This is a genomic window from Nocardia sp. NPDC050413, from assembly GCF_040655475.1.
Taxonomy (GTDB): domain Bacteria; phylum Actinomycetota; class Actinomycetes; order Mycobacteriales; family Mycobacteriaceae; genus Nocardia; species Nocardia coubleae.
In genome coordinates this window covers 176,617-201,505 of sequence record NZ_JBFAJZ010000010.1, presented here as the reverse complement: position 1 = coordinate 201,505, position 24,889 = coordinate 176,617, and the positions used below count along the sequence as shown (strand labels likewise).

Below are 24,889 nucleotides of genomic sequence, written 5' to 3'. Positions count from 1 at the left end.
GTGTGAGGAAGGGATAACGTGGTGCTTACTTTCTGTCACTTGATAGAAATTCGGGGTGCCTAGCGTATACAGGCATGTCGACAAGGGTGGGTACCGCGGGGGAATCGCTGCGTGACGTGGTGTATTCCACCTTGCGTGGGGAGTTGATGAACGGGGATATCCGGTTCGGGGAGCGGCTCACCGAGCCGAAGCTGTCGGCGCGGTTCGGGATGTCGCGGACGCCGGTGCGGGAAGCGTTGACGATGCTGTGCTCGGACGGGCTGCTCCAGCGGGAGGAGTTCGGGTTCAGTCCGGTGCGGCCAAGTGTCGCGCGGATTCGGGATCTGTACGAGCTGCGGCTCACCCTCGAACTCGGCGGGATGACCCGGATCATGGACAACCCGGACCTCACCCACGACGAGGAGGGCTTGCGGGCCGAACAGCAGCGCTGGCTGGCCCTGCAGGCCGACCCGCCCGCCAAGGAACCGGGGTTCGTCGTGGTCGACGAGGAATTCCACGTCGCCCTGCTGACGGCGGCGGGCAATGCGGAACTCGTGCGCGCGCTGGTGGCGGTGAACTCCCGGATCCGGCACGTGCGGATGTACGACTTCATGATCAACAACCGGATCGAGACGACGATCAGCGAGCATCTCGGCATCCTCGACGCCGTGTTCGCGCGGGATCTCACCCGCGCACATCGGCTGCTGCACACCCACATCGGTGATTCGCTCGATGTCGTGCTCGAGCGGATCTCGCGGGCGATCGCCGCCATGTCCATGAGCGAATAGAGGAACCGATGCCCGAATCCCCAACCACCCGGGTCGCCGCCGCGTATCAGCGCATTGCCGAGGTCGACAGGCCGGAAGTCTGGATCACATTGCGCCCGCAGAGCGAACTCGACACCGAGGCACGGGAATTGGAGCGAAGGCTCGCCGACGGCGCCGAGCTCCCGTTGGCAGGCCTGCTCCTCGCGGTGAAGGACAACGTCGATGTCGCGGGCCTGCCGACCACCGCCGCGTGCCCCGAGTTCGCCTACACGCCGACCGAAACCGCCTCTGCCGTGCAACGACTGACAGACGCGGGCGCACTGATCCTCGGCAAAACCAACCTCGACCAGTTCGCCACCGGCCTGGTCGGCACCCGCAGCCCGTACGGCGCGGTCCGCCATGCCCGACATCCCGAAATGGTCTCCGGCGGTTCGAGTTCCGGTTCGGCCGTCGCGGTGGCCCTCGGCATCGCCGATATCGCGATCGGCACCGATACGGCCGGTTCGGGCCGTGTCCCGGCCGCCTTCCACGGCATCGTCGGGATCAAGGCGAGTCTCGGCATCTTCCCGGCTCACGGTGTGGTTCCGGCCTGCGCCGACTACGACGCCGTCACCGTCTTCGCCGGCACTCTGGATCTCGCCGTCACGGCCGCCGCGATCATGGCAGGCCCGGACGCGCGCGACCCACGCAGCCGCACCTGGCCCGCGGATGTCCCCTTGGCGGGCACCCGAAAACTTGCCGTCCCCCACGACCTCAGCCCGCTGAGCACCGAATACCGAGTCGCTTTCGCCGAAACACTTGCGGCACTGCGCCATCAGGACGTCCAGATCACCGAGGTGGACATCACCCCACTCCTCGACGCCGCCCGCCTGCTCTACGACGGCGCCATCGTCGCCGAACGCTACGCGGCAGTAGGCGAATTCATCGACAAGGGCGCCAAGGGACTCGACAAGACGGTCGCCGGAATCATCAGCGCGGCACAGCATCTGAACGCCCACGATTTCGCGACAGACCTCGACACCCTCGCCACAGCACGCGCACAAGCGAAAGCCCTGCTCGAAGACTACGACGGTCTACTCCTGCCGACCACAACCGAACACCCGACCATCGCCGAGGTCCAAGCCGATCCGCTGACGATCAACCGCCGCCTCGGCACCTACACCAACTTCTGCAATCTCCTCGACCTCGCCGCCGTCGCCGTCCCCGGCGCCACGACAACCGACGGCCTCCCCTTCGGCGTGATGGTGGTTGTCCCCACCTTCGCCGACCAGATCGCCGTCGACCTCGCCGCGCTCGTCACCGGCACCCCAGCACCTCTGCTGGTGAAAACCGGTGTGCCGCTGGCTGTTTTCGGCGCCCACCTGCGCGGCCAACCCCTGCACTGGCAGCTGGAAGACCTGGGCGCCCGCTTCGCAGGCGAGATCACCACCAGCGACGCCTACCGCCTCACCGCCCTGGACACCACCCCGCCGAAACCGGGCCTGGTCCGCCACGGCGACGGCCTCGGCGCCCCCATCGCAGGTGAACTGTTCCTGCTCTCCCCCGGCGCACTCGGCCGCTTCCTCGCCGACCTACCCGCACCCATGGCCTTGACGAGCATCGAATTGTCCGACGGCACAACAGTTGTGGGCTTCGCCTGCACCTACGACGCGGCTGTGGCCGCCACCGACATCACGCGCTATGGATCTTGGCCACGGTATCTGCGGGAACGCTGATACCGAGCTCGGCGAGCAGACCCGTCACGCGACGGCCGATATCGTCGCGGATGGGTCGCACCTGCTCCACCTCGAGACCGGCGGGGTCCTCGATGATCCATTCCTCGTAGCGCACGCCGGGAACCAGCGGGCAGGTGTCACCGCAGCCCATGGTGACGATCACGTCGGCGGCGCGGATGATCTCGTCGGTCCACGGCTTGGGGTATTCGCGGGAGATGTCGATCCCCACCTCGGCCATCGCGGCGACCGCCGCCGGATTGAGCTGCCCACCGGGCACCGATCCGCCCGACCAGGCCACGGCGCGGTTCAGGGCGAGCGCCTCGAAGTAGCCGAGCGCCATCTGGGAACGGCCCGCGTTGTGGGTGCACAGGAACAGCACGGTCGGCCGCGGCTTGGCCACCTTGCCTTCGATCTTGGCGACGGCGTTCAGACGCTGGGCGGCGAACCGCTCGGCCAGCAACGGCAGGTACAACGTCACCGTCGCTCGTGCCGCGAAATCCTCGTAGGAACTATGGAGGAACTGGTGGATCGTCGCCGGATCGAACATTGTCGCGAACTCTTCACGCAACCGTTCTTCGGCACGATCAAGGGCATCGGAGTGCTCGGTTATGTCGACCACTCCTCAACCCTTACCGCACTGTCCACGTAACGCAAACGACCGGGCCGCTCACCCCTCGTCGACCGGCCCGGCCGATATCCTCCTGTGACACCCCATCGGAAGCGGCTTCGGTTGTAGTCCTCGGTGTGGTTACCGTCGGCAGTTCGTCTTCAGCGTCTGGAAGAGCCACCCTCCGGCTACACCGCCGGGTCCGGCTGATCACCCCTCGAGACCTGCCGGACCCGGTTGCTCCCGGTGCCCGAGAAAAGAATGCGACCTGGGTCTCTAGAGGTTCTTAAGAACAACTTGTCGGTTCTCGGCGAGAATGGAAGGACCGAAGAGATGGAGTACGACGATGGAGACGATGATCGTCTGGTTGCTGGCGAGCCTGCTGTACTGGTTCAGCAACTTCTGACACGCACAACGGCGCGGAGCCGAACAGCTCCGCGCCCCGACCTCCTCGGGCAGTGAGCAGCGTCACCACCCGGATCCCGGAATAGTTCGCGGGGCGCACCGGTTGAACACCACTGTCGGCGTCCGAACAGCCCCGGGCCTCACCCCTTTGTCGCTACGAGCGACCACTCGCCGAGAGGCGCTTGTGGGGCGTCGACACCCTGACCGGATCGCCCCCCGCGATCCGTTCGACTCGCGAACGCCGCCAGGTCACCCTCATCGACCTGGCGGCGTTCGTCGTTTCTCGGGTCGCGCCCGTGACCGCGATGCTCGAGGATGGTTGCCATGGAGCTGACGCGGGGTCTCGGTCTGCGCGACTGTGTGGTGATCGGGCTCGGCGCCATGATCGGTGCCGGAGTGTTCGCCGCGCTCGGTCCCGCCGCCGGTGCGGCCGGGTCGTGGATGCTGCTCGCCTTGGGCATCGCGGCCGTGGTCGCCTATTGCAATGCCCAGTCCTCGGCCCGGCTGGCCGCGCTCTATCCCGTGTCGGGCGGGACGTACGTGTACGGACGGGAGCGGCTCGGACCGTTCTGGGGGTACCTGGCCGGCTGGGGCTTCGTGGTCGGGAAGACCGCCTCGTGCGCGGCGATGGCGTTGACGGTCGGCAGCTACGCGTGGCCCGAACACGCGCATGTGGTCGCGGTGGCGGCGGTGGTGGTCGTCACGGGCATCAACTACGTGGGGGTGCAGAAGTCGGCGCTGGCCACGCGGGTGATCGTGGGGTCGGTACTCGCCGTGCTCGCGGCTGTCGTGGTCGCCGGGGTGAGTGGAAATCATTCGGCGGCAATCGTCCTCGATGACGAGATCGGCCCGTACGGCGTGCTGCAGGCGGCCGGTCTGCTGTTCTTCGCGTTCGCCGGGTACGCGCGCATCGCGACCCTCGGCGAGGAGGTGCGCGACCCACAACGAACCATTCCGCGTGCGATCATGCTGGCGCTCGCCGGTGCCCTCGCGGTGTACACGCTGGTCGCGGTGGCCGCCCTGCTGACGCTCGGCTCCGGCGGACTGGCCGCCGCGCACGACCCGCTCGCCCGCGTCGTCGAGGCCGCGGGTGCCGGGTGGCTGGCGCCGGTGGTGCGGGTGGGGGCGGTGCTCGCGGCGGCCGGTTCGCTGATGGCGTTGATCCTCGGCGTCTCGCGCACCACACTGGCGATGGCGCGTGACGGGCACCTGCCTGCCACGTTGGCCGCGGTTCATCCGCGCTATTCGGTGCCACACCATGCCGAACTCGCCGTCGGTGCGGTGGTCGCCGTGCTCGCGGCGACCGTCGACCTGCGCGCCGCCATCGGGTTCTCCTCGTTCGCGGTCCTCGCCTACTACCTGATCGCCAATCTCTCGGCCGCCACCCTGAGCACTGCCGAAAACCGTCCGGCGCGGTGGGTTCCGGTGGTCGGTGCGCTCGGCTGTGTGGTGGTCGGCTTCTCGTTGCCGATCGGCTCGGTGCTGGCCGGACTCGCGGTTCTCGCCCTCGGCGCGGCGGTGTACGGAGTGCGGCGGAACATACCCGCGGGTTAGGGGCCTCGCTTTACGGGTTACGGCGCCGCAAGCGAACTAACCTCGAATTATGCGAATCAGGGGTGTTCTCGCAGGGGTATTCGTCACGGCGCTGGTATCGGCGACGCTGTTCGCCGCCCCCGCCCAGAGTGCACCGTCGACCACGTGCGAGGTGACCTCCGCCCGCGACCTGGAACGTGCCGAACCCGAAGCAGTCGGCCTCGATTCGGCGAAACTCACCGAGGCACTGCAATTCGCGGCCACCCGCAACCGGCTCAATGTGCAGGTGTTCCGGCACAACTGCCTGGTCGGTGAGGGGTTGCGCAATCATGAGACCGGCAAGGTGGCGTGGAACATCTGGAGCGTCACCAAATCGGTGACATCCATGCTCGCCGGAATCGCCTCGGACCAGGGAAAACTCGCCATCGATGCCCCTATCGACCGCTACCTGCCGCCTGGTCTCGGCGATGCGACGCACCGGTCGATCACCGTGGAACACCTGCTCACCGAAACCTCCGGGATGAAGGTCGGCGTGCTCACCGAGGGCATCACCGCCGTGGTGCCGGTCGACCCGAACAGCGCGGTGCAGGCGCTGGCCGTCCCGCTGGCGAACCCGCCGGGCACGGCGTTCAGCTACAGCCAGCGCAATGTCGACTTGCTGTCGTATGTCATCGAATTGGCGGTCGGCGAACCGCTGCAGCAGTTCGCGCAGCGCGAGCTCTTCGACCCGCTCGGCATCCCCGCCACCGACTACTACTGGGCGCGTGACCGATCCGGGCACACCTACGGCTACGCCCACCTGATGCTGCCGCCCGACGACCTCGCCAAGATCGGTCTGCTCGTCGCCAACGACGGCCGCTGGGGCGCCGAGCAGGTGGTCTCGGCCGACTACCTGCGCAGAGCGCGCACACCATCGAAGCAGAACCCCTGCTACGGCTACCTTTTCTGGGTGGGCGCCGGGTGCAACGAGTCACCCGAATTCCTGCCGGAGAACACGTTTTTCATGTCGGGCCTGGCCCTGCAGAACGTCTTCTTCCTGCCCGAGCTGGACATGATGGTGATGTGGACGGGCGCCTTCGGCAACATCTCCGCCTACGGCCCGAGCGGCATCCTCGCCCACGCCGAGGAACTCCCCCACGAATTCTTCCGCCGCCTCTTCGCCGCCGTCACCGACGCCCCCGTCCCGACGCCCGCCCCCTACGTCGAACCACCCCTGAACTTCGACCCGAAATCCCTGGTAGACGCCGAGATCCTGCTGGCCGTCTTCGGCATCGGTCCCGGCGCCTACCCCGGCTGCACCGTCTTCAACTGCCTCAACCAACCCCTCGCCGCCCCCTTCGCCAGCATTCCCCCTGGCTGCGCCATCCTCGCCTGCGTAGGCAACGACCCCCGAACCCCCGGCATCCGCTGACAAAGCCGGGCCACCCCGCAGGGTGACCCGGCTTCGGAAAGTACCTGTCAGCGGTTGTTCAGCAGAACTTCCGCGATCTGAATCGTGTTCAGCGCGGCGCCCTTTCGCAGGTTGTCGCCCGAGATGAACAGGGCCAGACCCCGACCGTTCGGCACACCCGGATCCTGACGAATACGCCCGACGAGCGAATCGTCCTGACCCGCGGCGGCCAGCGGAGTCGGCACGTCGACCAACCGCACGCCCGGCGCCTTGGCCAGCAACTCCTGCGCCTGCTGCACCGAAATCGGTTCGGCGAATTCGGCGTTGATCGACAGCGAGTGCCCGGTGAACACCGGCACGCGCACACAGGTGCCGCTCACCAGCAGGTCGGGCAGGCCGAGGATCTTGCGGCTCTCGTTGCGCAGCTTCTGGTCTTCGTCGGTCTCACCCGAGCCGTCGTCGACGAGCGCGCCCGCGAGCGGAATCACGTCGAAGGCGATGGGCGCCACGTACTTGTTCGGGGCGGGAAAGTCGACGGCCGAACCGTCGTGCACCAGCTTCTCGGCGTCGGCGGCCACCGCGCGCACCTGCGAGGCGAGCTCCTCGACACCGGCCAGCCCGGAACCCGACACCGCCTGGTACGACGACACGATCAGACGCTGCAGGCCCGCCACGTCGTGCAGCGGCTTGAGCACCGGCATCGCGGCCATGGTCGTGCAGTTCGGGTTGGCGATGATGCCCTTGGGCAGCGAGCGGGTGACTTCGGGGTTGACCTCCGAGACCACCAGCGGCACATCGGGATCCTTGCGCCAGGCCGACGAGTTGTCGATGACGGTGACACCGGCGGCGGCGAACCGCGGCGCCTGCACCCGCGACATGGTCGCCCCGGCGGAGAACAGCGCGATGTCGAGACCCGACGGATCGGCGGTCTCGGTGTCTTCGACGACGATCTCGCCGCCGCGCCACGGCAGCGTCTTACCGGCCGAGCGCGCGGAGGCGAAGAAGCGCACCTCGTCGGCCGGGAAGTTGCGCTCCTCGAGCAGCTTGCGCATCACGGCGCCGACCTGACCGGTCGCGCCGACAACACCTACACGTACACCCATGATCAGCGCCCCGTTCCGCCGTGGACGACAGCGTCTTCGTCGCCGCCGAGATCGAAGGCCTTGTGCAGCACCTGCACGGCCTCGTCGAGTTCGGTGTCGCGCACGAGCACCGAGATCCGGATCTCCGAGGTGGAGATCAGATCGATGTTGACGCCCGCGTTGGCCAGCGCCTCACAGAAGGTCGCGGTGACGCCGGGGTGCGACTTCATGCCCGCACCGACCAGGGACACCTTGCCGATGTGGTCGTCGTAGAGGACCTGCGCGAAGCCGATCTCGTCCTGGCGCTTGGTGAGCATCTCCACCGCGCGGGCGCCGTCGGTCTTGGGCAGGGTGAAGGTGATGTCGGTCTTGCCCGTGTCGACCTTGGAGATGTTCTGCAGCACCATGTCGATGTTGATCTCGGCGTCGGCGACCGCGCGGAACACCTTGGCCGCGTAGCCCGGCTCGTCCGGCAGTGCCACGACGGTCACCTTGGCTTCGCTGCGGTCGTGCGCGACGCCGGTCAGGATTGCCTGCTCCACGGGAATGTCCTCCATCGATCCGAAAACAGTGGTGCCGATCTTGTCGGTGTAGGACGACCGGACATGAACGGGCACGTTGTAGCGGCGCGCGTACTCGACGCAGCGCAACATGAGCACCTTCGAGCCGCAGGCCGCCATCTCGAGCATTTCCTCGTAGGAGATGTTGTCGAGCTTCTGCGCGTCTTTGACGATGCGCGGGTCGGCGCTGAAGATGCCGTCGACGTCGGTGTAGATCTCGCAGACATCGGCTTTCAGCGCCGCGGCCAGGGCGACGGCGGTGGTGTCGGAACCGCCGCGGCCCAGTGTGGTGACGTCTTTGCTGTCCTGGCTCACGCCCTGGAAGCCGGCGACCAGCACGATCTGGCCTTCGTCGAGGGCTTCCTGCAGGCGGCCGGGGGTGACGTCGATGATCTTGGCGTTGCCGTGTGCGCCCGTGGTGATGACACCGGCCTGCGAGCCGGTGAACGAGCGCGCCTCGGCGCCGAGGGTGTGAATGGCCATGGCCACCAACGCGTTCGAGATGCGCTCGCCGGAGGTGAGCAGCATGTCCATCTCGCGAGCGGGTGGCGCGGGGGCCACCTGCTCGGCGAGATCGAGGAGTTCGTCGGTGGTGTCACCCATCGCCGAGCAGACCACGACCACGTCGTGGCCCTGCTTCTTGGTCTCCACGATCCGTTCAGCGACGCGCCGGATCCGCTCGGCGGTGGCCACCGAGGATCCTCCGTACTTCTGAACAACGAGAGCCACAGCAAGGTCCTTCGCGATCGGGTATCAGTTCGGTATCAGGGACCTAGAGTACCGGCCGCCGGTCCCGTGATCTGCCGCTACCTCCCTGACCTGTGCAAAACGACACAGGCTCGTCACCTGTGCACGATCTCGGCGATCAGGCCCGTTCGAACCAGGTGACCTGCGTGCCGTTGCCGAATTCCTGGCGCCGGACAGGACGGAAGTTTGTCGGTTTGAAGACGCCGGTGAACACCGGAACTCCGGAGCCCGCGATCACCGGGTAGCTCTTGACGACCATCTCGTCGATCTCGTCGATGAGCTGACCGGCCAGCTTGCCGCCGCCGCACAGCCAGATGTCCGCGCCGTCCTCCTTCTTCAGCTCGCGCACCAGCTCGACGGGATCGCCGGAGAAGATCTCGACACCGGGATGCTCGCTCTGATCGAGCGAGGACGAGACGACGTACTGCTTCAAGTGTGAGAACGGGCTCTCGATGTGCCCCTCCGGCAGTACATAGGTGCCGCGCCCCATCAGCACCGTGTCCCAGTGCTGGGCCGGTAGCTCGGGGTCCATGCCGAAGTGGGCGCGCAGGTGGGTGGGGATGGAGTCGGGGAACTCCTTCATCATCCACTCCACGTACTCGGGTGGCGTCGGGTAGAAGTCGACTTCACCGCCGGGACCTGCGATGCAGCCGTCGAGGGAGACGCCGATGTAGTAGACGAGCTTTCGCATGGGGTACCGCCTCAGTTGTTGTACTATGTGTGAAGTGGTTAAAACGTAGTACTACAGACGGAGTGGTGTCAAGTGCGAAAAAATCCCGAACGTCGACAAGCCCTGCTCGACGCCGCCATCGAGGTCCTCGCCGCCGAGGGCGCCCGCGGCCTCACCTTCCGCGCCGTCGACAAACAGGCGAACGTGCCCGCCGGAACCGCCTCCAACTACTTCGCCAACCGCGACGAACTGCTCACCCAGGCGGGCAGCCGCTTCTACGAGGTGGTCCAGCCGACCGAGGAGACACTCGCCCTGGTCAGCGAGGGACCCAAAACGGTCGAGAACATCACCGCGTTGATGAAAGAGGTCGTCGGCAGGCTCGAATCGCACCGCACCGCCTACCTCGCGCTGCTCGAATTACGTCTCGAAGCGACCCGCCGTCCGGAGCTGCGCAAGGTGCTCACCGAGCGGGTCGGCGCGGATCTGGAATTCAATGTCCGCAATCACCTGGCGTCGGGTCAGCCGGGCGACGAAGCCTCCGTACTACTGCTGTACCTGGCGCTGAACTGGCTGATCCTCGAACACCTAACCCTCCCAGGGGTGTTCACCGAGCAACAGAGTTCCCAGCTGATCGAAACAGCCGTCGAGCGGGCAATTCGCGGCTGACCCGGACGTTTGTCCAGACCATAGACGTGTTGACGATCACTGGTACAACTGTGCACAATCGGGCGCGAGAGACAGCGGGGGTTCGGAGGACAGGCAAGATGCGCTCGAAGATCGACATCCGTTTCACCGTTGATGCTCATATCGACCAAGTCATGGATGCCCTACTGGCAGTCGATCGCCTAGCGGAGTGGTCGCCGTCCTACAGCGATGTGCGGATGGGCCCGCCCGATGCCGAAGGCAGACCGCGGCGGGTGTTCGTCACCGCCCACTTCATGGGTGATTCCGACACCCAGGTGCTGGAATATCACTGGGAACCGAACCGGGTGTCCTGGGAGGTCGTCGACAGCAGTCGCGGTTCCAAGGGTGGCGGCTCGTTCGAGCTGTTCGAAGGGGGCGAGGGCACCGAGGTCGATCTGCACGTCGAGCTGCGCTATCCGCTGCCCATCCCCGGCATCCTGTTCAACCGCACCTTGCGCAAGCAGAACGAGGAAGCGGTCGCGAATTTCATCGACTTCGCCGAGCGATTCCCGGAGAACGAGGGTTACGCCGTCGGCTGAGTAGCGCGCCGCCTCGGCTCCGAGGTGACACGATAGGCCGATGATCGGAAAACCACGGGCCAGATTCCAGCCCGTGACCGAGGGCAGCTCGGTCACCCAGCTCGAACTGTTCTTCGACCTGGTGATCGTCTTCGCCTTCACGATGGTCACCGACCTGGCCGCCGACAACACCTCGGCCGTCAACATGCTGCGCGCCCTGCTGGTGCTCGCGCTCATGTGGTGGTTGTGGATCGCCTATTCGTGGCTGGGCAATGTGGTGCGCGCCGACGAAGGCATCGCCCGCGTGGGCATCTTCATCGCCATGGGCGGCGCGTTCCTGGCCGCACTCACCATCCCCGAGGCGTTCGTCGACCTGCCCGGCGGCTGGTACGGACCGCTCGTCTTCGCCATCGCCTACCTGGTCGTGCGGCTGGTGCATGTCGTCATCTTCTGGACGGTGAGCCGTGACGATCCCAAGTTGCGCGGGCAGCTGCTGCGCTGGGCGCTCGGGTCGATCACGATCGGCACCGCACTGCTGGTGATCGCCGCGACCACCTCCGGGCTGGCCCAGATACTGCTGTGGCTCGCCGCGATCGTCGGCGACATGGCCTGGACAGCGGTGGCGGGCACTGATTGGCGGCTCAACTCGGCCAAGCATTTCGCCGAACGGTACGGGCTGATCGTCATCGTCGCGCTGGGTGAGTCGATCGTGTCCATCGGCATCGGCGTGGCCGGGTTGCCGATCTCGTGGCCGATCACGGTGGCCTCCATGCTCGGACTCACGGTGTCGGGTCTGCTGTGGTGGCTGTACTTCGACGTGGCCGCCATCTCGATGGAAGAAGGTCTGGCGAACGCGAAGGGTTCGGCGCAGATCAAGATCGCCCAGTTCAGCTACACCTACGGGCACTTCCCGATGATCGCCGGTGTCATCGCGCTCTCGCTTGGGCTGAAGAAGGTGCTGTACTACGTGGGCGACTCCTCGCACCATCAACTCACCGATCCGCTGTACGGCATTCCGCTCGGCGCGCTCTACGCCGGGCCCGCGGTGTTCCTGCTGGCGGTCGTCGGCGCGAAATACGCCGCGGTGCGGCAGTTCTCGACCGCCCGAGTGCTGGTGGCGGCCCTACTGTTCGCGTTGATCCCGGTCGCCGCGCAGCTGCCCGCGCTCGTCTCCCTCGGCCTGCTGTGCGCGATCCTCGCCGCGCCGGTGATCTGGGAGACGGTGCACTATGCGCGCAGGCGCGACGAGATCAGGCACGCTTGATCTGCGAGAGATGATGGCGCACACCGTGTTCGGCCGGTGTCGCGCCGCGCTGTGAGGGCGGCACCCGCACGCCGGCGCGCACGGCCTCGTTGATCTGGTCGAGGTTCTCGCGCAGCATGTCGGCGACCAGTTCGTCGGTGCGCGGATCGTCGAGCAGCTGGTTGAGCATGCGGTACACGGTGTCGGCGACGAGCCGGATGATGTCGTCGTGGAACGGCACGTAGCGCAGCTTGCCGGTCTGCGGGTCGTTCTTGATGAGATCGACGATGAGCTGGTCGATCTCGGCGTGGTTCTCCTCGAGCGCGGCGGCGATGTTCTTGGTGTAGTGACCCGCGCGCAGCACATTGGAGACCTCGTCGAGGATCGCGACGGTCATCGGGCGGCGGATCACGTCGACGATGGTGCCGACGAACCGGTTGACGATCTTGGCCGTCACCCGCTCACCGAACGCCCGGTCGGCCACCCGGCCGAGCCGGATCAGGATCACCACGATCCGCAGCAACCGGAAGCCACGGAAGATCGGGCTGGTCACCGGGATCATGCCGAGCACTTCGTACCAGTAGACGAACGGGAACGTCCACGGCCAGCCCGCTCGCCGCCAGCGCCACAGGAACTCGATCGCGAAGATGCCGCAGATGGTCCAGTCGACCACCACGATGGCGTGATAGGTCTTGCCCGACACCGGGAAGAAGGTGATCCAGGCGACCAGCACCACCGACACGATCGCCAGGACGAGCATGAAGATGTCGAGGCGCATCGACGGCGTTGTGGTCCGCACGTCCTGTACCTCGACCGGTTCGATCCCCGGTGACGCCAACTCGACCGCTCCTGTGGTTCCGGCGGCTGACGCCGCTACTCGGCCCGCCCGATCGGCGGCCAGTACTTTGCCCACGCTAATTGGTTGCGGCGCCGTCCGAGTGGGCTTCGGCGCGTGTCAGCCGCGCAGGATCGCCTCGATATTGCGTTCGGCCAGCGCCGTGATGGTCAATGACGGGTTGACGGTGGCGGTGCTGCCGGGAATCGCGGCACCGTCCATCACATACAGCCCGGGGTGTCCGTGTACCCGGCCGTAGGCGTCGGTGGCCTTGCCGAGCACGGCGCCGCCCAGCGGGTGGGCGGTGAACTCGGCGTTGGCGTCGTAGCCGAGTGCGCCGTATTCGGCCAGCGCACCGGCCCGGTCGGCGATCCGGCGGTCGACCGTGCGTGCCGCGTGCACCACGGCATCCTGGGCGGTGGTCGGCCAGGTGAGGCCGACGCCGCCGGTGGCCGGGTGGTAACCGAAGCGGGCGCGGGTCGGGTCGAGCACCATGCCGAGCGAGGCGAGCGCGCCGGTTTCGAAGGGGATGCCGGGGATGTACCAGTTCTCGAGCGTCAACGGCATGGTCGACTCGTCGTAGATGCGGCTCGCGCTCGGCACGCCCTGACCGAAACCGGCCAGCCCGCTGGCGCCGCGGGCCAGGACCACGTCACCGTTGGTGCCCCAGCCGTCGCCGATGTGCTCGTTGAGGTTGGGCAGCGCGCCGGTGGCCTGGGCGCGAACCAGCAGTTCGGAGGTGCCGACGGAACCGGCGCCGAGGAACAATTTGTCGCAGGTCAGGGTGCGGGTTCCGAGCTGCGCTCCGGTCGGGGCCAGTTTCGTCACGGTGACCACGAACTTGCCGCCGGGTTCCTGGGCGATGCTGTCGACCCGGTGACCCGGGTACACCCGTGAACGGCCGGTCTGCTCGGCGTAGCGCAGGTAGTTCTGGTTCAGATCGAATTTGGCGCCGTTGGAATTGCCCAGGTTGGACCGGGCGACGGTGGCCGACGGGCGCGAGCCGCCCGCCAGCTCGGCGCGCAGCACGTCCCAGGTGAAGATCGAGTCGTTGGGCACCGGCTGGTACCCGGCCGCCCGCACCTGATCGTCCCAGGCGCGGGAGTGTGTGAACGGCTGGGACTGGTAGATGTCACCGGGCATCGGGTCCAGGCGAAGCATCTGGCGCACCCTCGGGAAGTACACCCGCTCCAGCTCGCCGTAGTCGACGACACCGCCGAAGACCTGGTCGAAGAGCCTGCGCTCGGGAGCGACCATGGCGCCGGTGAAGATCACCGAACCACCGCCGACGGCCGCCGCCCGCCACACGTCGATACCCGCGAACTCGGTGACGTCGAGGACACCGCCGAAGGCGCCGAAACTCATCGGCACCTTGGTGACCCCGGTGAAGCTGGTGCGATGCCAGAAGCCGCGCCCGTCGGGCAGGTCGTCGCCGGTGAAGATCTCGCGCCACGGGTCGTTGGGCCAGCGCGAACCGCGCTCGAGCACGGTGTTGTCGATACCCGCCTCGGCCAGGCGCAACGCGGTGACGGCCGCACCGAAACCGGAGCCGATGACGATGGCGCTCGTGTGCGCGGGCGCGTCCGGAACCGGGGCGAAGATCTCGGGGACCCACGATTCGAACATCGCCGATCGGGGGTCGGCGTGCGCGGACGTGCCCGTCAGGGTCGATCCGACAGTCCCGGCGAGCGTCGCCAGTCCCGCCGCCTTGAAGAAGGCACGTCTGTGCACCAGGCCACCTCCCTCATCACGCATGGCCGAGCGCAGAATACCGCGCAACTTCCGAATCGACCCCGCTAGTGGCCGGATTTGTCACCGATCACCAGCACACGCCCACGTCAGGTCGTCAGCAGGCGGATCACAGCGATGGAACCGACGACGACGATCACCGCGCGCAGCACATTCGGCGGCAACTTGCGGCCGACCTTCGCGCCGAGCTGACCGCCGATGATCGAGCCGACCGCGATCAGCGCCACCGCCTGCCAGTTCACGTCGGCGATCACGATGAAGATCACCGCCGACACCGCGTTCACGATCAGCGCGAGCACGTTCTTCACCGCGTTGAGCCGCTGGATGTCCTCGTGCACGAACACACCGAGCAGCCCGACGAGAAGTACGCCCTGGGCCGCACCGAAGTAGCCGCCGTAGATGCCGGTGCCGAACACCGCGACGAGCAGGATCGGCCCACCGTGCGCGGGTGCGGGGGTGTCCTCGCCGCGGCGGCGTTTCACCCAGGCCGCCAGGCGCGGCTGCACGATCACCAGGATCAGGGCCGCGATGATGAGCACCGGGACCACCGCCTTGAACGCCGCCGCGGGCGTGGTCAGCAGCAGTACCGCGCCGGTGATGCCGCCGAGCAGCGAGGCGGTGCCCAGTTGCAGCAGCCGCTCGCGCTGGCCGACCAGTTCGCGGCGGTAACCGATCACCCCGCTCACCGAGCCGGGGACAAGACCGATGGTGTTGGAGACGTTCGCCGTCACCGGCGGCAAACCGAAGGCCAACAGCGCGGGGAAGGTGATGAGTGTGCCGGACCCGACGATGGTGTTGATGCCACCCGCCGCGATTCCGGCCACGAAGACGGCCAGTTGCTCGAACCATGTCATGCGAATTCCTTTGGGACGTCTCGTCGTGCGCCGGGCACGTACAAGCGTTGCTGTCCCTGGAAACCGTACCGGTCGGACGGTGCGGTAGATATCGGCGTACCCAATTCCGCAGGCCGCTTACCAGCGCGGCTTCGCGCACGGTAAGCTCGGGGCATCATGCAGCGGGCACTTCTTCTCGGCCGCCGCGACGGGTTCTGATACGGACCGGCTCCCGTCGCGGGGTTCCAACGCGCCGGTCGACCCGCTCCCATCAGGGAATCCACCACACCCACGGAGAAACTTGCATGTCCTCGGCTGACGCATTCGTATCCGCTTCGCGCACCATCACGGCCCCCAGCAAACCTGCCCCGGCCGACCAGCCCGCTTGGAACAACCAGAAGAACTCCTCGATGCCGGCCTTCCGGTACCGCCCGTACGGCGAGGAGGTCGAGCCGATCACGCTGCCCGACCGCACCTGGCCGGACAAGATCATCGACCGCGCGCCCGCGTGGTGCGCCGTCGACCTGCGCGACGGCAACCAGGCCCTCATCGACCCGATGAGCCCCGCCCGCAAGCGCCGCATGTTCGACCTGCTGGTCCGGATGGGTTACAAGGAGATCGAGGTCGGCTTCCCGGCCGCCAGCCAGACCGATTTCGACTTCGTCCGCGAGATCATCGAAGACGGCGCGATCCCCGCCGACGTCACCATCCAGGTACTCACCCAGTGCCGCCCCGAGCTGATCGAGCGCACCTTCGAAGCGTGCAACGGCGCGCCGAACGTGATCGTGCACTTCTACAACTCCACCTCGATCCTGCAGCGCCGGGTCGTGTTCCGCGCCGACCGCGACGCGGTGAAGAAGATCGCCACCGACGCCGCCACGCTGTGCCTGGAGATCGAGAAGCGCTATCCCGACACCGAGTGGCGCTACGAGTACAGCCCGGAGTCCTACACCGGTACCGAGCTGGACTACGCGCGCGAGGTGTGCGACGCGGTCTCCGAGATCATCGCGCCCACCCCGGCCAAGCCGCTGATCATCAACCTGCCCGCGACCGTCGAGATGGCCACACCGAACGTGTACGCCGACTCGATCGAGTGGATGCACCGCAACCTGGCCCGCCGCGACTCCATCGTGCTGTCGCTGCACCCGCACAACGACCGCGGCACCGCCGTGGCGGCCGCCGAGCTGGGCTACCAGGCCGGTGCCGACCGCATCGAGGGCTGCCTGTTCGGCAACGGTGAGCGCACCGGCAACGTCTGCCTGGTGACCCTCGGCATGAACATGTTCTCCCGTGGCATCGACCCGCAGATCAACTTCTCCGACATCGACGAGATCCGTCGCACGGTGGAGTACTGCAACCAGCTGGCCGTGGCCGAGCGTCACCCCTACGGCGGCGACCTGGTCTACACCGCGTTCTCCGGCAGCCACCAGGACGCCATCAACAAGGGCCTGGACGCGATGAAGGCCACCGCCGACGCGCAGGACGCCGACGTCGCCGACATCGTCTGGGAGGTCCCGTACCTGCCGATCGACCCGAAGGACGTCGGCCGCACCTACGAGGCCGTGATCCGGGTGAACTCGCAGTCCGGCAAGGGCGGCGTGGCCTACATCATGAAGACCGATCACGGGCTGGTGCTGCCGCGCCGGCTGCAGATCGAGTTCTCGCAGGCCATCCAGGCGATCACCGACGGTGAAGGCGGCGAGGTGACGCCCAAGGAGATGTGGGACGTCTTCGCCACGGAGTACCTGAATCCGATTCTGCCGCTGGAACGTATCAAGCAGACGGTTACCGCGGCCGAGACCGATGGTGGGGTGGACTCCATCGTCGCGACGGTGAAGGTCGATGGTGTCGAGCAGGAGATCAGCGGCTCGGGCAACGGTCCGCTGGCTGCCTTCGTCGATGCTCTGGCCACTGTTGGTTACGACGTGCGGGTGTTGGATTACAGCGAGCACGCCATGTCGGCTGGTGACGATGCTCAGGCCGCCGCTTACGTCGAGGTCGCGGTCGGGGACAAGGTTGTGTGGGGTGTGGGTATCGCTACCTCTATTACGACTGCTTCCCTGCGCGCGGTCGTCTCGGCAGTGAACCGAGCCGCCAACCGCTGATAACAGCATCGAAGGCCGGGCAGCGTACGCGCTGCCCGGCCTTCGGCGTTTCGCGCGGGGGAGCGTCCAACGCACTGCCGGCCGTGCGGAACCTTCGCTGAGCTGGGCTCATGCACCGTCACTACTGCCCGTCGGCCTGCTGCCACTAGCGCGCGAAGATTAGCCGCGTGCTAGCGTTTTGGTGCACATTCAGCACCGAGCTTCCTGCTCGAACAGATCGAGCAAGTGGGGGAACTGTGACCGACAACGACCATAATCCGACTTCTCCGCCCTGGCTGCAGAGTCCGTCGGCTGATACGGCCGACGCTGCGTCCGGTCCCTCCGGGGTGCAGACGGTGCGCGACGACGAGAACGACGCCGTCGAGGCCGCTGCCGAACCGGCGGCCGAGAGCACCGACAAGCCCGATGAGCAGCCGCCCGCCGAGGCGGAGGTCGGGATCTCCGAGCAGACTGTGTTCCAGCCGGGCGGATTCGTGCCCGGACCTTTTGCGCAGAACACGTTTTCGGTGCCCGACCCGTATCAGAGCGGTGGCGCGCACCCGGTGGCGAATGCCCCGGAGCAGCAGCCGTGGCCTGGTCAGCCGGGTCAGTATCCGACGGGTGAGCAGCCGTATCCCGGTGCGCCGCCGCAGCATCCGGGCCAGGAACCGCAGGCCGGGTTCGATCAGCCGCAGTTCCCCGGACAGCAGTTCCCGGGCCAGGAGCAGCCGCAGTTCCCGGGACAGGAACCGGTCGCGCCGCAGGGCCCGCAGTCGGAGCCGATCTACAGCTGGGCGCCGCCGCCCCCGCCGATGTATCAGCCGCCCATGCAGGGTGGGATGCCGCCGGGTGAGTTCGGGCAGCCGGGGCAGATGCCGTCCGGGGAATTCGGGCAGCCCGGCCAAATGCCGGGTCAGCCGCAACCGGGCGGGCAGCCGGGTCAACCGCAACCGGGTGAATTCGGCGGGCAGCCGATGCAGCCGCAGGGGCAGTTCCCCGGTGGCGCGCCGATGGGTGCGCCCGGCCAGCAGTGGGGCGCACCGCAGCAGCAGCCGTTCCAGCCGCAGCACATGACACAGCCGGGCCAGCCGGGTCATTCGGTCAACGACCTGAATCTGCTGAAGCGGGCGCGTAAGTCGCCGCGCAGCGGGTGGCGCAAGGCTGTGCACAAGGTGTCCGGTGGTGTCATCAACCCGGGTGAGTCGGCGGCCGATGTGGTGCATCGCGACCTCGTCGAGCGCGTGAATCAGCCGGTGCGCGGCGACTACCGGATCGCGATCCTGTCGCTCAAGGGTGGTGTCGGTAAGACGACGACCACCGTCGGCCTCGGCTCCACCTTCGCCTCCCAGCGTGGTGACCGCGTGATCGCCATCGACGCCAATCCCGACCTGGGCACCCTCGCCCACCGGGTGCCGCGCCAGACCCGTTCGACGGTGCGCAACCTGCTCGAGGACCAGAGCATCACCCGCTACTCGGATGTGCGCGCACATACCTCGCAGGCGCCGAGCCGGCTGGAAGTGCTTGCGTCCGAGCAGGACCCGGCCGTGTCGGAGGCGTTCAGCGAGGCCGATTACCGCAAGGCGATCGGCATCCTGCAGTCGTTCTACAACATCATCCTCACCGACTGCGGCACCGGTCTGATGCACTCGGCGATGGCCGGTGTGCTGGATATGGCGAGCTCGCTGGTGCTGGTCACCTCGCCCGCGATCGACGGTGCGCGCAGTGCGTCGGCGACGCTGGACTGGCTCGACCACCACGGTTACTCCAAGCTGGTCGAGCGCACGGTCGTGGTGGTGAACGCGTCGCGGCGCGGCGCCTCGACGGTCGACCTGGACCAGCTTCGCAAGCTGTTCCTCGACCGCACCCGCGCGGTGCAGGTCGTCCCGTTCGACGACCACCTGGCCGAGGGCGCCGAGATCGACCTCGAACTGGTGAGCAAGCCGACCCGGCGCGCCCTGCTGGAGTTGGCCGCGATGGTCGCCGACGATTTCGGCTACCACGGTCAGCAGCAGTTCCAGCCGGGTATGCAGGCCCAGTTCCAGACCGGGCAGTTCCAGCCGGGCCAGTACCAGCACGGTCAGTTCTGATGTAGTCGGCCGGCGTGGCCTCGCCACGTCGGCCGTCGCACCGCACAGGCCAGGTCGATGCGCGCCGGTCGAGTCGACCGGCCTCAGCGAGTCAGCACGTCCGCTGCGGCTGCCTCGAAGGCCGCGAGCACCGTGGCGATCGCCGGACGGCGATGCGCCTGTGGCCGGGTGACGATCTCGTACACCCGCGCCGCCCGCACCCCGTCGAGCCGCAGCACCGTCAGGTCCGGGTGGGCGACGGCGAATCGTGGCATCAGCGCGACACCGTAGCCCGAGGCTACAACGGTCTCGATCACCCGGAACTCGTTGAGCCGCTGGGCGATCCGTGGTCGCACCCCGGTGACGGTGGCGATGGAGTTGAGCACATCGTCGACCGGGAACCCGCCACGCACACTCACCCAGGTCTCGTCGGCCAGTTCCTCCGGCCGCACCGAATCACGGTTCGCCAGAGGGTGATCCGCCGCGACGACCACGTCGATCGGTTCGCGCATGAGCACCCGCGCGGCGAGTCGTGGCCCGGCCAGCGAGGGCGCTCGTTCGTCGCGGTGGGTGAGCACGATGTCGTAGTCGGCGAGCAGCTTCCACGCTTCGCTCGGCGGCAGATCCTCATCGCCCGCGACGAGTTCCACACCGCTGTCGGCGAGCGCGGTGAGCACCGGCGGCAGCAGCAGGGCGGCACCGGACGGGAACGACGCCACCCGCACCTGACCACGCGGCGACCCGCGATAGTGCGCCATCTCCGCCACGGCCCGGTCCATGGCGGCGAGCACGTCGTCCGCGCGGAGCACGAGAGCCTGCCCGGCGTCGGTGAGCCGCACCCGCCTGCCGTCCGGCTCGAGCAGGGCGACGCCCGCTTCCCTGGCGAGCACCTTCAATTGCTGCGACACCGCCGAGGGTGTCATCGACAGCGCCTCGGCTACCGCGGCGACGGTGCCGCGTTCGGCGAGTTCTCGCAGAATCCGCAACCGGTCGACCGAAAACATGAAGTAAATCTACTTCATTCATGCAGTTTAATTCGATTATCCTGATGATTAGCCGACCGCACGATAGACCATGTGACCACCCGTGACCGCCTGCTCGGCCTGACCGTCGTCGTCCTGTGGGGCCTGAACTTCCTGGCCATCCGCATCGGCCTCGACCACTTCCCGCCGTTCTTCTTCGCCGCCCTCCGCTTCGCCGTCATCGCGCTGCCGGTGCTCGTGTTCATTCCGCGCCCGGCCGTGCCGACACGCTGGCTGCTGCTCTACGGCGCCGGTTTCGGCATCGCGCAGTTCGCGTTCCTGTTCACCGCCATGAACCTCGGCATGCCGACCGGCCTCGCCTCACTGGTCCTGCAGTCCTCGGCGCCGTTCACCGTCGTGCTCGGCGCGGTGCTGCTGCGCGAACGGTTGCGGCCGGTGCAGATCGCGGGCCTGGTGGTCGCCGTGCTCGGGATGACGATCATCGGTGCCGACCGCATGGCCCATGCCACCCTGCTCCCGGTCCTGCTCACCCTCGCCGGCGGTCTCGGCTGGGCGTTCGGCAATATCGGCGCCCGCAAGGCAGGCGCCGACTCCCCCGGCTTCGACCCGCTACATCTGACGTTGTGGATGTCGGTGGTCCCGGTGCTGCCGCTGCTCGCCCTGTCGATGGCCGTCGAGGGTCCGACGGCCGGTTTCGCGGCACTCGGTTCTGCCTTCGCCACCGAAACCGGGCCGCCCGCGCTGATCGCCGTCGCCTACATCGCGATTCTCGCCACGGTCTGCGGCTCGGGCCTGTGGACGTACCTGATGAGCCGCTACCCGGCCGGGACCGTGGCCCCACTGTCGCTGCTCGTCCCGGTCGTCGGCATCGCCGCGGCATGGCTCGCGCTGGACGAACAGCCCACGGCCGCAGCCCTTTTCGGTGGTGTGATCGTCATGGCGGGAGCCTTCGCGGCGACCACCGCCAAAGCCCTTCCGGTCTCGACGCCGACCACCGAACCGGCACCTGTCCCGGTCGATGCCGCGGTTGGTCAGTCCCTGCGTCCGCCGAGCGCACGCACGATCGGGAACGAGGCGAGATAGCCGAGCACACACAGCACAACCACGACGCCCAGCCCGATCAACGCCACATTCCGCGCGGTGTTGTCGGGCGCGGGCGGAGTGGGCGGCACGGCCAGCTGCACCTGGCGTCCCTCCGCGCTCGACGGCTTCTTCACCAGCGGTGTCGCCGTGTCGACATCATGAGTGAGCGCGGCGACGGGGTCGATGGTGCCGAACCCGCCGTAGGGGTTCCAGCCCTCCGGGGTGGAGTGGGTGGTCGCCTGGATGCGATGGATCACCTGGGCGGCGGTGAGATGCGGGAACCGGGCTCGCACCAGCGCCGCCACCCCGGCGACATACGGCGCGGCGAACGAGGTGCCCGCGATATTGCTGTCGCCCTGGTTGGTGACGGTCGCGTACGCGAGCCCACCGCTGTTCGGATCCAGCGACACGATCTGCTCACCGGGCGCCGACACCCCGACCCACGGGCCGGGCACGGTGAACGACGAGGGCTGTCCGTTGAGGTCGACCGAACCGACCGAGAGCACGTACTCGTCGTACCAGGCGGGAGTCACGGCGGTAGCCAGCGAATCCCACGGATCGGCACCAGGTTTGAGCGGGTTGATCCCCGGATTGCCGGTGCAGGCCTTGTTGTCGCTGTTGCCGGCCGAGGCGATGATGACCGCGTCCTTCACCGTCGCCGCGTACGCGACGGCCGCACCGAGCTTGCGGTCGTTCATCGTCGGTGAGCCGCAAGCGACTTCGGAGATGTTGATGACGGTTGCGCCCATGTTGGCCGCGTGCACCACGGCCTCCGACAGGCTCGACACATTGCCGACGCCGCCGCCGTTCTTGGGGTCGTTCGGGTCGACCTCGCGGCCCTTGGGCCGGTACGCGCTGGACGACTGCCTGATCCCGATGATCTGCGCCTCCGGCGCGACACCGGAGAAACCGTCCGTCGAGGACGGTTGACCGGCGATGATGCCCGCCACGAAGGTGCCGTGGGCATCGCAGTCGACGGTGCCGTCGCTGTCGGCGACGTAGTCACCGCCGCCGATGATGTTCGGCAACCGGGGATGGCGGGCGACGCCGGTGTCGATCACCGCGACGGTCTGTCCCGCGCCACGGCTGAACTGCCAGGCCGGTTCGAGACCGAGGAATTTCTGGGCCGGTGGGGTGGAGGTGGACGGGCTGGTCCGCGTGCTCGTGCACGGGTTCGCCGCTTCGACCTCGGTGTACGGCTTGGGCGCCCCGTCACCCGGCAGGGCCGAGGCGTCGATGGCGGGTGGCCGGGCCGCGGCGGCGGTCGGCGTGCCGATGCTCACCGAACAGCCGACGATCCCCGCGACGAGAACAACCCGTGTGACTACGTTGTGCGCCCGCCGGCGCCCCCACCAATTCCCACGCACTGCGGCATTGTCGCACATCCGCCACCTACCCGGTTCGCCGGTGAACGGCCGGACCCGATTGCCGAATCGCCGCCGCGACCGGCCGGTGGTCGCTAGCATGTGACCGGTCGGTTTCGAGCTCGGCGAACTGCGCACAGGTCGATATAGCCAGGTCTTCGCCGCGCTCTAGAGTGGTGGCAAATAGCAGGCAATACTCGAGCAAGGCAGCTGAACAGCGTATGGCGGAACAGCGGTGGCCCGTATCGCGCAGGAATTTTCTGCACGGCACGGTCGCAGCGGGGGTGGTAGCGGCGGGGGCCGTGACAGGAGTGCCCGCGAAGGCCGCTCCACCCGGACGCCGGGTCGCGGTGCTCGGCGGTGGTGTGGCCGGGTTGACGGCGGCGCACGAACTCGCCGAGCGCGGTTTCGAGGTGACGGTCTACGAGGCGCGGGCGCTCGGCGGCAAGGCGCGCAGCATCGCCGTTCCCGGCACCGGGCGCGACGGCCGCCCCGACCTGCCCGGTGAGCACGGTTTCCGTTTCTTCCCCGGTTTCTACCGGAACCTGCCCGACACGATGCGCCGAATCCCAGTGCGCGGCAACGCCGATGGGGTGTGGAACAACCTGATCGCCGTGCCCGAGGCGCGGTTCTCCCGGCGCGGCGGCGACGACATCTCGCTCGCCCTGCCGGGCACGGGCCTGCCCGTGACCACCGCCGACGCGGTCCGCGAAACGCTCACCGCGACGATCACCACCACCTCGCGAATGCCCGCCGACGAGGCCGCGTATTTCGCCAACCGGCTGCTGGTGTTCAACAGCAGTTGCCAGGCCCGCCGATTCGGGCAGTGGGAGCACACCTCGTGGCGTGATTTCGTGCAGGGGCACACGCGCTCGCACGAGTTCCGCGCCATCGTGGCCCGCACGCTCACCAGCATCATGGTGGCCGCCAAGGAAGACCTGGCCAGCACGAGGACCATCGGCAGCATGGGTGAGCAGTTCCTCGGCAACCCGCTGGGCATCGGCAACGACGGCGGCCTCGACCGGGTGCTCAACAATGCGACCAATATCGCCTGGATCGATCCGTGGGTGGCGCATCTGCGCGGGCTCGGTGTGCGTTTCGAGCTCAACGCGCGAGTGGAGGAGCTCGTCGTGCGCGATCGGCGCATCGCCGCCGCGCGGGTGGCGGGGATCGGCGAGGTCGACGCCGACTACTTCGTGGTCGCGATGCCCGTCGAACACGCGCGGACCCTGTGGTCGGCCGACGTGCTGGAGCTGGCGCCGCAGTACGCGGCGATGGACCGGCTGCACGTCGACTGGATGAACGGCATACAGATCTATTTCCGGGCACCGCTGCGCATCTCACGTGGTCACGCCGCATATGTGGATTCGCCATGGTCGCTCACCTCGATCAGCCAGAACCAGTTGTGGACGCGCAAGCTGCCCACCTTCGGCGACGGTTCGGTGGCCGACTGCCTGTCGGTCGACATCTCCGACTGGCACACCCCCGGCATCCTCTACGGCAAACCGGCCACCGATTGCACGCACGAGGAGATCTTCCGCGAGGTGTGGGCCCAGCTGAGCGAGCATCTCAACGATCGCGAACAGCTGTTGCGTCCCGCCGAGGTGCATTCGTGGTTCCTCGACCCGGGAATCTCCTGGCAGGGCGGCCGCAATGCCAATGCCGACCCGCTGCTCATCAATACCGCCGGTTCCTGGGACCACCGCCCCGAACCGCACGGGCCCATCGAAAACCTTTTCCTCGCGGGCGATTACGTGCGCACCGATGTGGACCTGGCGACGATGGAAGGCGCCAACGAGTCGGCCCGCGCGGCGGTGAACGCCCTGCTCGACGTGGCCGGTTCGGCGGCGCCGCGCTGCGAGGTGTTCCGTCTACGCCGCACGCCGGGCCTCGAACCGCTGCGCGTGATCGACGCCGACCGCTACGCCAAGGGCCTGCCCAACCTGTTCGACGTGCCCCTGTGAACGCGACCGGACGCAGCTCACACCGCTC

The 24,889-nt window shown here is 67.6% G+C and carries 20 protein-coding genes; 11 read left to right on the top strand and 9 right to left on the bottom strand.

Features of this window, described 5'->3' with window-relative positions; translation table 11 throughout:
• Window positions 1-74 precede the first annotated feature (74 nt).
• Both AB0I19_RS22920 and atzF read left to right on the top strand, forming a co-directional pair.
• Window positions 75-767 (top strand): GntR family transcriptional regulator, encoded by a 693-nt coding sequence (locus AB0I19_RS22920; protein ID WP_357150983.1) that lies wholly within the window; start codon window positions 75-77, stop codon window positions 765-767.
• 8 nt (window positions 768-775) lie between these two features.
• Window positions 776-2,461 (top strand): allophanate hydrolase, encoded by a 1,686-nt coding sequence (gene atzF, locus AB0I19_RS22915; protein WP_357150981.1) that lies wholly within the window; start codon window positions 776-778, stop codon window positions 2,459-2,461.
• Here atzF and AB0I19_RS22910 read toward each other — a convergent pair.
• Complete coding sequence (locus AB0I19_RS22910) at window positions 2,418-3,080, bottom strand: arsenate reductase ArsC (protein WP_067640448.1); 663 nt, start codon at window positions 3,078-3,080, stop codon at window positions 2,418-2,420. The two genes, atzF and AB0I19_RS22910, sit on opposite strands and share 44 nt — an antisense overlap.
• A 708-nt stretch (window positions 3,081-3,788) precedes the next feature.
• Between AB0I19_RS22910 and AB0I19_RS22905 the strand changes: the two genes are divergently transcribed.
• Both AB0I19_RS22905 and AB0I19_RS22900 read left to right on the top strand, forming a co-directional pair.
• Window positions 3,789-5,027: an amino acid permease gene (locus AB0I19_RS22905; protein ID WP_357150979.1), complete on the top strand. Its 1,239-nt coding sequence runs from the start codon at window positions 3,789-3,791 to the stop codon at window positions 5,025-5,027.
• 49 nt (window positions 5,028-5,076) lie between these two features.
• Window positions 5,077-6,417 carry a serine hydrolase gene (locus AB0I19_RS22900; RefSeq protein ID WP_357150977.1) on the top strand — a complete coding sequence of 447 codons (1,341 nt, stop codon included), beginning with the start codon at window positions 5,077-5,079 and terminating at the stop codon, window positions 6,415-6,417.
• 47 nt (window positions 6,418-6,464) lie between these two features.
• Here AB0I19_RS22900 and AB0I19_RS22895 read toward each other — a convergent pair whose 3' ends face one another.
• From AB0I19_RS22895 to AB0I19_RS22885, 3 genes are all read right to left on the bottom strand, one after another.
• Window positions 6,465-7,499 carry an aspartate-semialdehyde dehydrogenase gene (locus AB0I19_RS22895; RefSeq protein WP_357150975.1) on the bottom strand — a complete coding sequence of 345 codons (1,035 nt, stop codon included), beginning with the start codon at window positions 7,497-7,499 and terminating at the stop codon, window positions 6,465-6,467.
• Between the two features lie 2 nt (window positions 7,500-7,501).
• Complete coding sequence (locus AB0I19_RS22890; protein ID WP_067494539.1) at window positions 7,502-8,767, bottom strand: aspartate kinase; 1,266 nt, start codon at window positions 8,765-8,767, stop codon at window positions 7,502-7,504.
• A 136-nt stretch (window positions 8,768-8,903) separates the two neighbouring features.
• Window positions 8,904-9,476, bottom strand: coding sequence for a dihydrofolate reductase family protein (locus AB0I19_RS22885; RefSeq protein WP_357150973.1), 573 nt, complete (start codon window positions 9,474-9,476; stop codon window positions 8,904-8,906).
• A gap of 72 nt (window positions 9,477-9,548) precedes the next feature.
• Between AB0I19_RS22885 and AB0I19_RS22880 the strand changes: the two genes are divergently transcribed.
• From AB0I19_RS22880 to AB0I19_RS22870, 3 genes are all read left to right on the top strand, one after another.
• A complete protein-coding gene (locus AB0I19_RS22880) occupies window positions 9,549-10,121 on the top strand; it encodes a TetR/AcrR family transcriptional regulator (RefSeq protein ID WP_067640437.1) in 573 nt (190 codons plus the stop codon).
• A 98-nt stretch (window positions 10,122-10,219) separates the two neighbouring features.
• Window positions 10,220-10,678 carry an SRPBCC family protein gene (locus tag AB0I19_RS22875; RefSeq protein WP_067640435.1) on the top strand — a complete coding sequence of 153 codons (459 nt, stop codon included), beginning with the start codon at window positions 10,220-10,222 and terminating at the stop codon, window positions 10,676-10,678.
• Window positions 10,679-10,718: 40 nt separating this feature from the next.
• Window positions 10,719-11,921, top strand: a complete 1,203-nt coding sequence (locus tag AB0I19_RS22870; protein WP_357150970.1) for a low temperature requirement protein A — start codon at window positions 10,719-10,721, stop codon at window positions 11,919-11,921.
• On the opposite strand, the gene AB0I19_RS22865 is transcribed toward AB0I19_RS22870, so the two are convergent.
• The 3 genes from AB0I19_RS22865 to AB0I19_RS22855 form a co-directional block, all read right to left on the bottom strand.
• Entirely contained in the window at window positions 11,908-12,699 is a 792-nt protein-coding gene (locus AB0I19_RS22865; protein ID WP_245655386.1) for an ion transporter, read from the bottom strand. The two genes, AB0I19_RS22870 and AB0I19_RS22865, sit on opposite strands and share 14 nt — an antisense overlap.
• A 156-nt stretch (window positions 12,700-12,855) precedes the next feature.
• Window positions 12,856-14,466, bottom strand: a complete 1,611-nt coding sequence (locus tag AB0I19_RS22860) for a GMC oxidoreductase (protein WP_357150968.1) — start codon at window positions 14,464-14,466, stop codon at window positions 12,856-12,858.
• A gap of 107 nt (window positions 14,467-14,573) precedes the next feature.
• Window positions 14,574-15,338 (bottom strand): sulfite exporter TauE/SafE family protein, encoded by a 765-nt coding sequence (locus tag AB0I19_RS22855; RefSeq protein WP_067494561.1) that lies wholly within the window; start codon window positions 15,336-15,338, stop codon window positions 14,574-14,576.
• 284 nt (window positions 15,339-15,622) lie between these two features.
• Between AB0I19_RS22855 and leuA the strand changes: the two genes are divergently transcribed.
• On the top strand, window positions 15,623-17,422 hold the full coding sequence (leuA, locus tag AB0I19_RS22850; RefSeq protein WP_357150966.1) for a 2-isopropylmalate synthase: 1,800 nt from the start codon (window positions 15,623-15,625) through the stop codon (window positions 17,420-17,422).
• 326 nt (window positions 17,423-17,748) lie between these two features.
• Entirely contained in the window at window positions 17,749-19,488 is a 1,740-nt protein-coding gene (locus AB0I19_RS22845; protein WP_357151033.1) for an AAA family ATPase, read from the top strand.
• An 83-nt stretch (window positions 19,489-19,571) separates the two neighbouring features.
• On the opposite strand, the gene AB0I19_RS22840 is transcribed toward AB0I19_RS22845, so the two are convergent.
• The gene (locus AB0I19_RS22840) at window positions 19,572-20,471 is read right to left on the bottom strand and encodes a LysR family transcriptional regulator (protein ID WP_225281199.1); all 900 of its coding nucleotides are present in this window, start codon (window positions 20,469-20,471) and stop codon (window positions 19,572-19,574) included.
• Between the two features lie 72 nt (window positions 20,472-20,543).
• Here AB0I19_RS22840 and AB0I19_RS22835 point away from each other — a divergent pair, with 72 nt between their 5' ends.
• Window positions 20,544-21,533: an EamA family transporter gene (locus AB0I19_RS22835; RefSeq protein WP_357150963.1), complete on the top strand. Its 990-nt coding sequence runs from the start codon at window positions 20,544-20,546 to the stop codon at window positions 21,531-21,533.
• On the opposite strand, the gene mycP is transcribed toward AB0I19_RS22835, so the two are convergent.
• On the bottom strand, window positions 21,482-22,816 hold the full coding sequence (gene mycP, locus AB0I19_RS22830) for a type VII secretion-associated serine protease mycosin (protein WP_357150961.1): 1,335 nt from the start codon (window positions 22,814-22,816) through the stop codon (window positions 21,482-21,484). The genes AB0I19_RS22835 and mycP overlap by 52 nt on opposite strands.
• Before the next feature lie 383 nt (window positions 22,817-23,199).
• Between mycP and AB0I19_RS22825 the strand changes: the two genes are divergently transcribed.
• Window positions 23,200-24,861, top strand: a complete 1,662-nt coding sequence (locus AB0I19_RS22825) for an FAD-dependent oxidoreductase (protein WP_357150959.1) — start codon at window positions 23,200-23,202, stop codon at window positions 24,859-24,861.
• Window positions 24,862-24,889: the final 28 nt, after the last annotated feature.

What these genes read in the sequence shown, in the direction of transcription:
- AB0I19_RS22840 (WP_225281199.1), bottom strand. Translation starts at nt 20,471, where the DNA reads ATGTTTTCGGTCGACCGGTTGCGGATTCTGCGAGAACTCGCCGAACGC.
- AB0I19_RS22875 (WP_067640435.1), top strand. Translation starts at nt 10,220, where the DNA reads ATGCGCTCGAAGATCGACATCCGTTTCACCGTTGATGCTCATATCGAC.
- atzF (WP_357150981.1), top strand. Translation starts at nt 776, where the DNA reads ATGCCCGAATCCCCAACCACCCGGGTCGCCGCCGCGTATCAGCGCATT.
- AB0I19_RS22895 (WP_357150975.1), bottom strand. Translation starts at nt 7,499, where the DNA reads ATGGGTGTACGTGTAGGTGTTGTCGGCGCGACCGGTCAGGTCGGCGCC.
- AB0I19_RS22870 (WP_357150970.1), top strand. Translation starts at nt 10,719, where the DNA reads ATGATCGGAAAACCACGGGCCAGATTCCAGCCCGTGACCGAGGGCAGC.
- AB0I19_RS22855 (WP_067494561.1), bottom strand. Translation starts at nt 15,338, where the DNA reads ATGACATGGTTCGAGCAACTGGCCGTCTTCGTGGCCGGAATCGCGGCG.
- AB0I19_RS22900 (WP_357150977.1), top strand. Translation starts at nt 5,077, where the DNA reads ATGCGAATCAGGGGTGTTCTCGCAGGGGTATTCGTCACGGCGCTGGTA.
- AB0I19_RS22905 (WP_357150979.1), top strand. Translation starts at nt 3,789, where the DNA reads ATGGTTGCCATGGAGCTGACGCGGGGTCTCGGTCTGCGCGACTGTGTG.
- AB0I19_RS22885 (WP_357150973.1), bottom strand. Translation starts at nt 9,476, where the DNA reads ATGCGAAAGCTCGTCTACTACATCGGCGTCTCCCTCGACGGCTGCATC.
- AB0I19_RS22920 (WP_357150983.1), top strand. Translation starts at nt 75, where the DNA reads ATGTCGACAAGGGTGGGTACCGCGGGGGAATCGCTGCGTGACGTGGTG.
- leuA (WP_357150966.1), top strand. Translation starts at nt 15,623, where the DNA reads ATGTCCTCGGCTGACGCATTCGTATCCGCTTCGCGCACCATCACGGCC.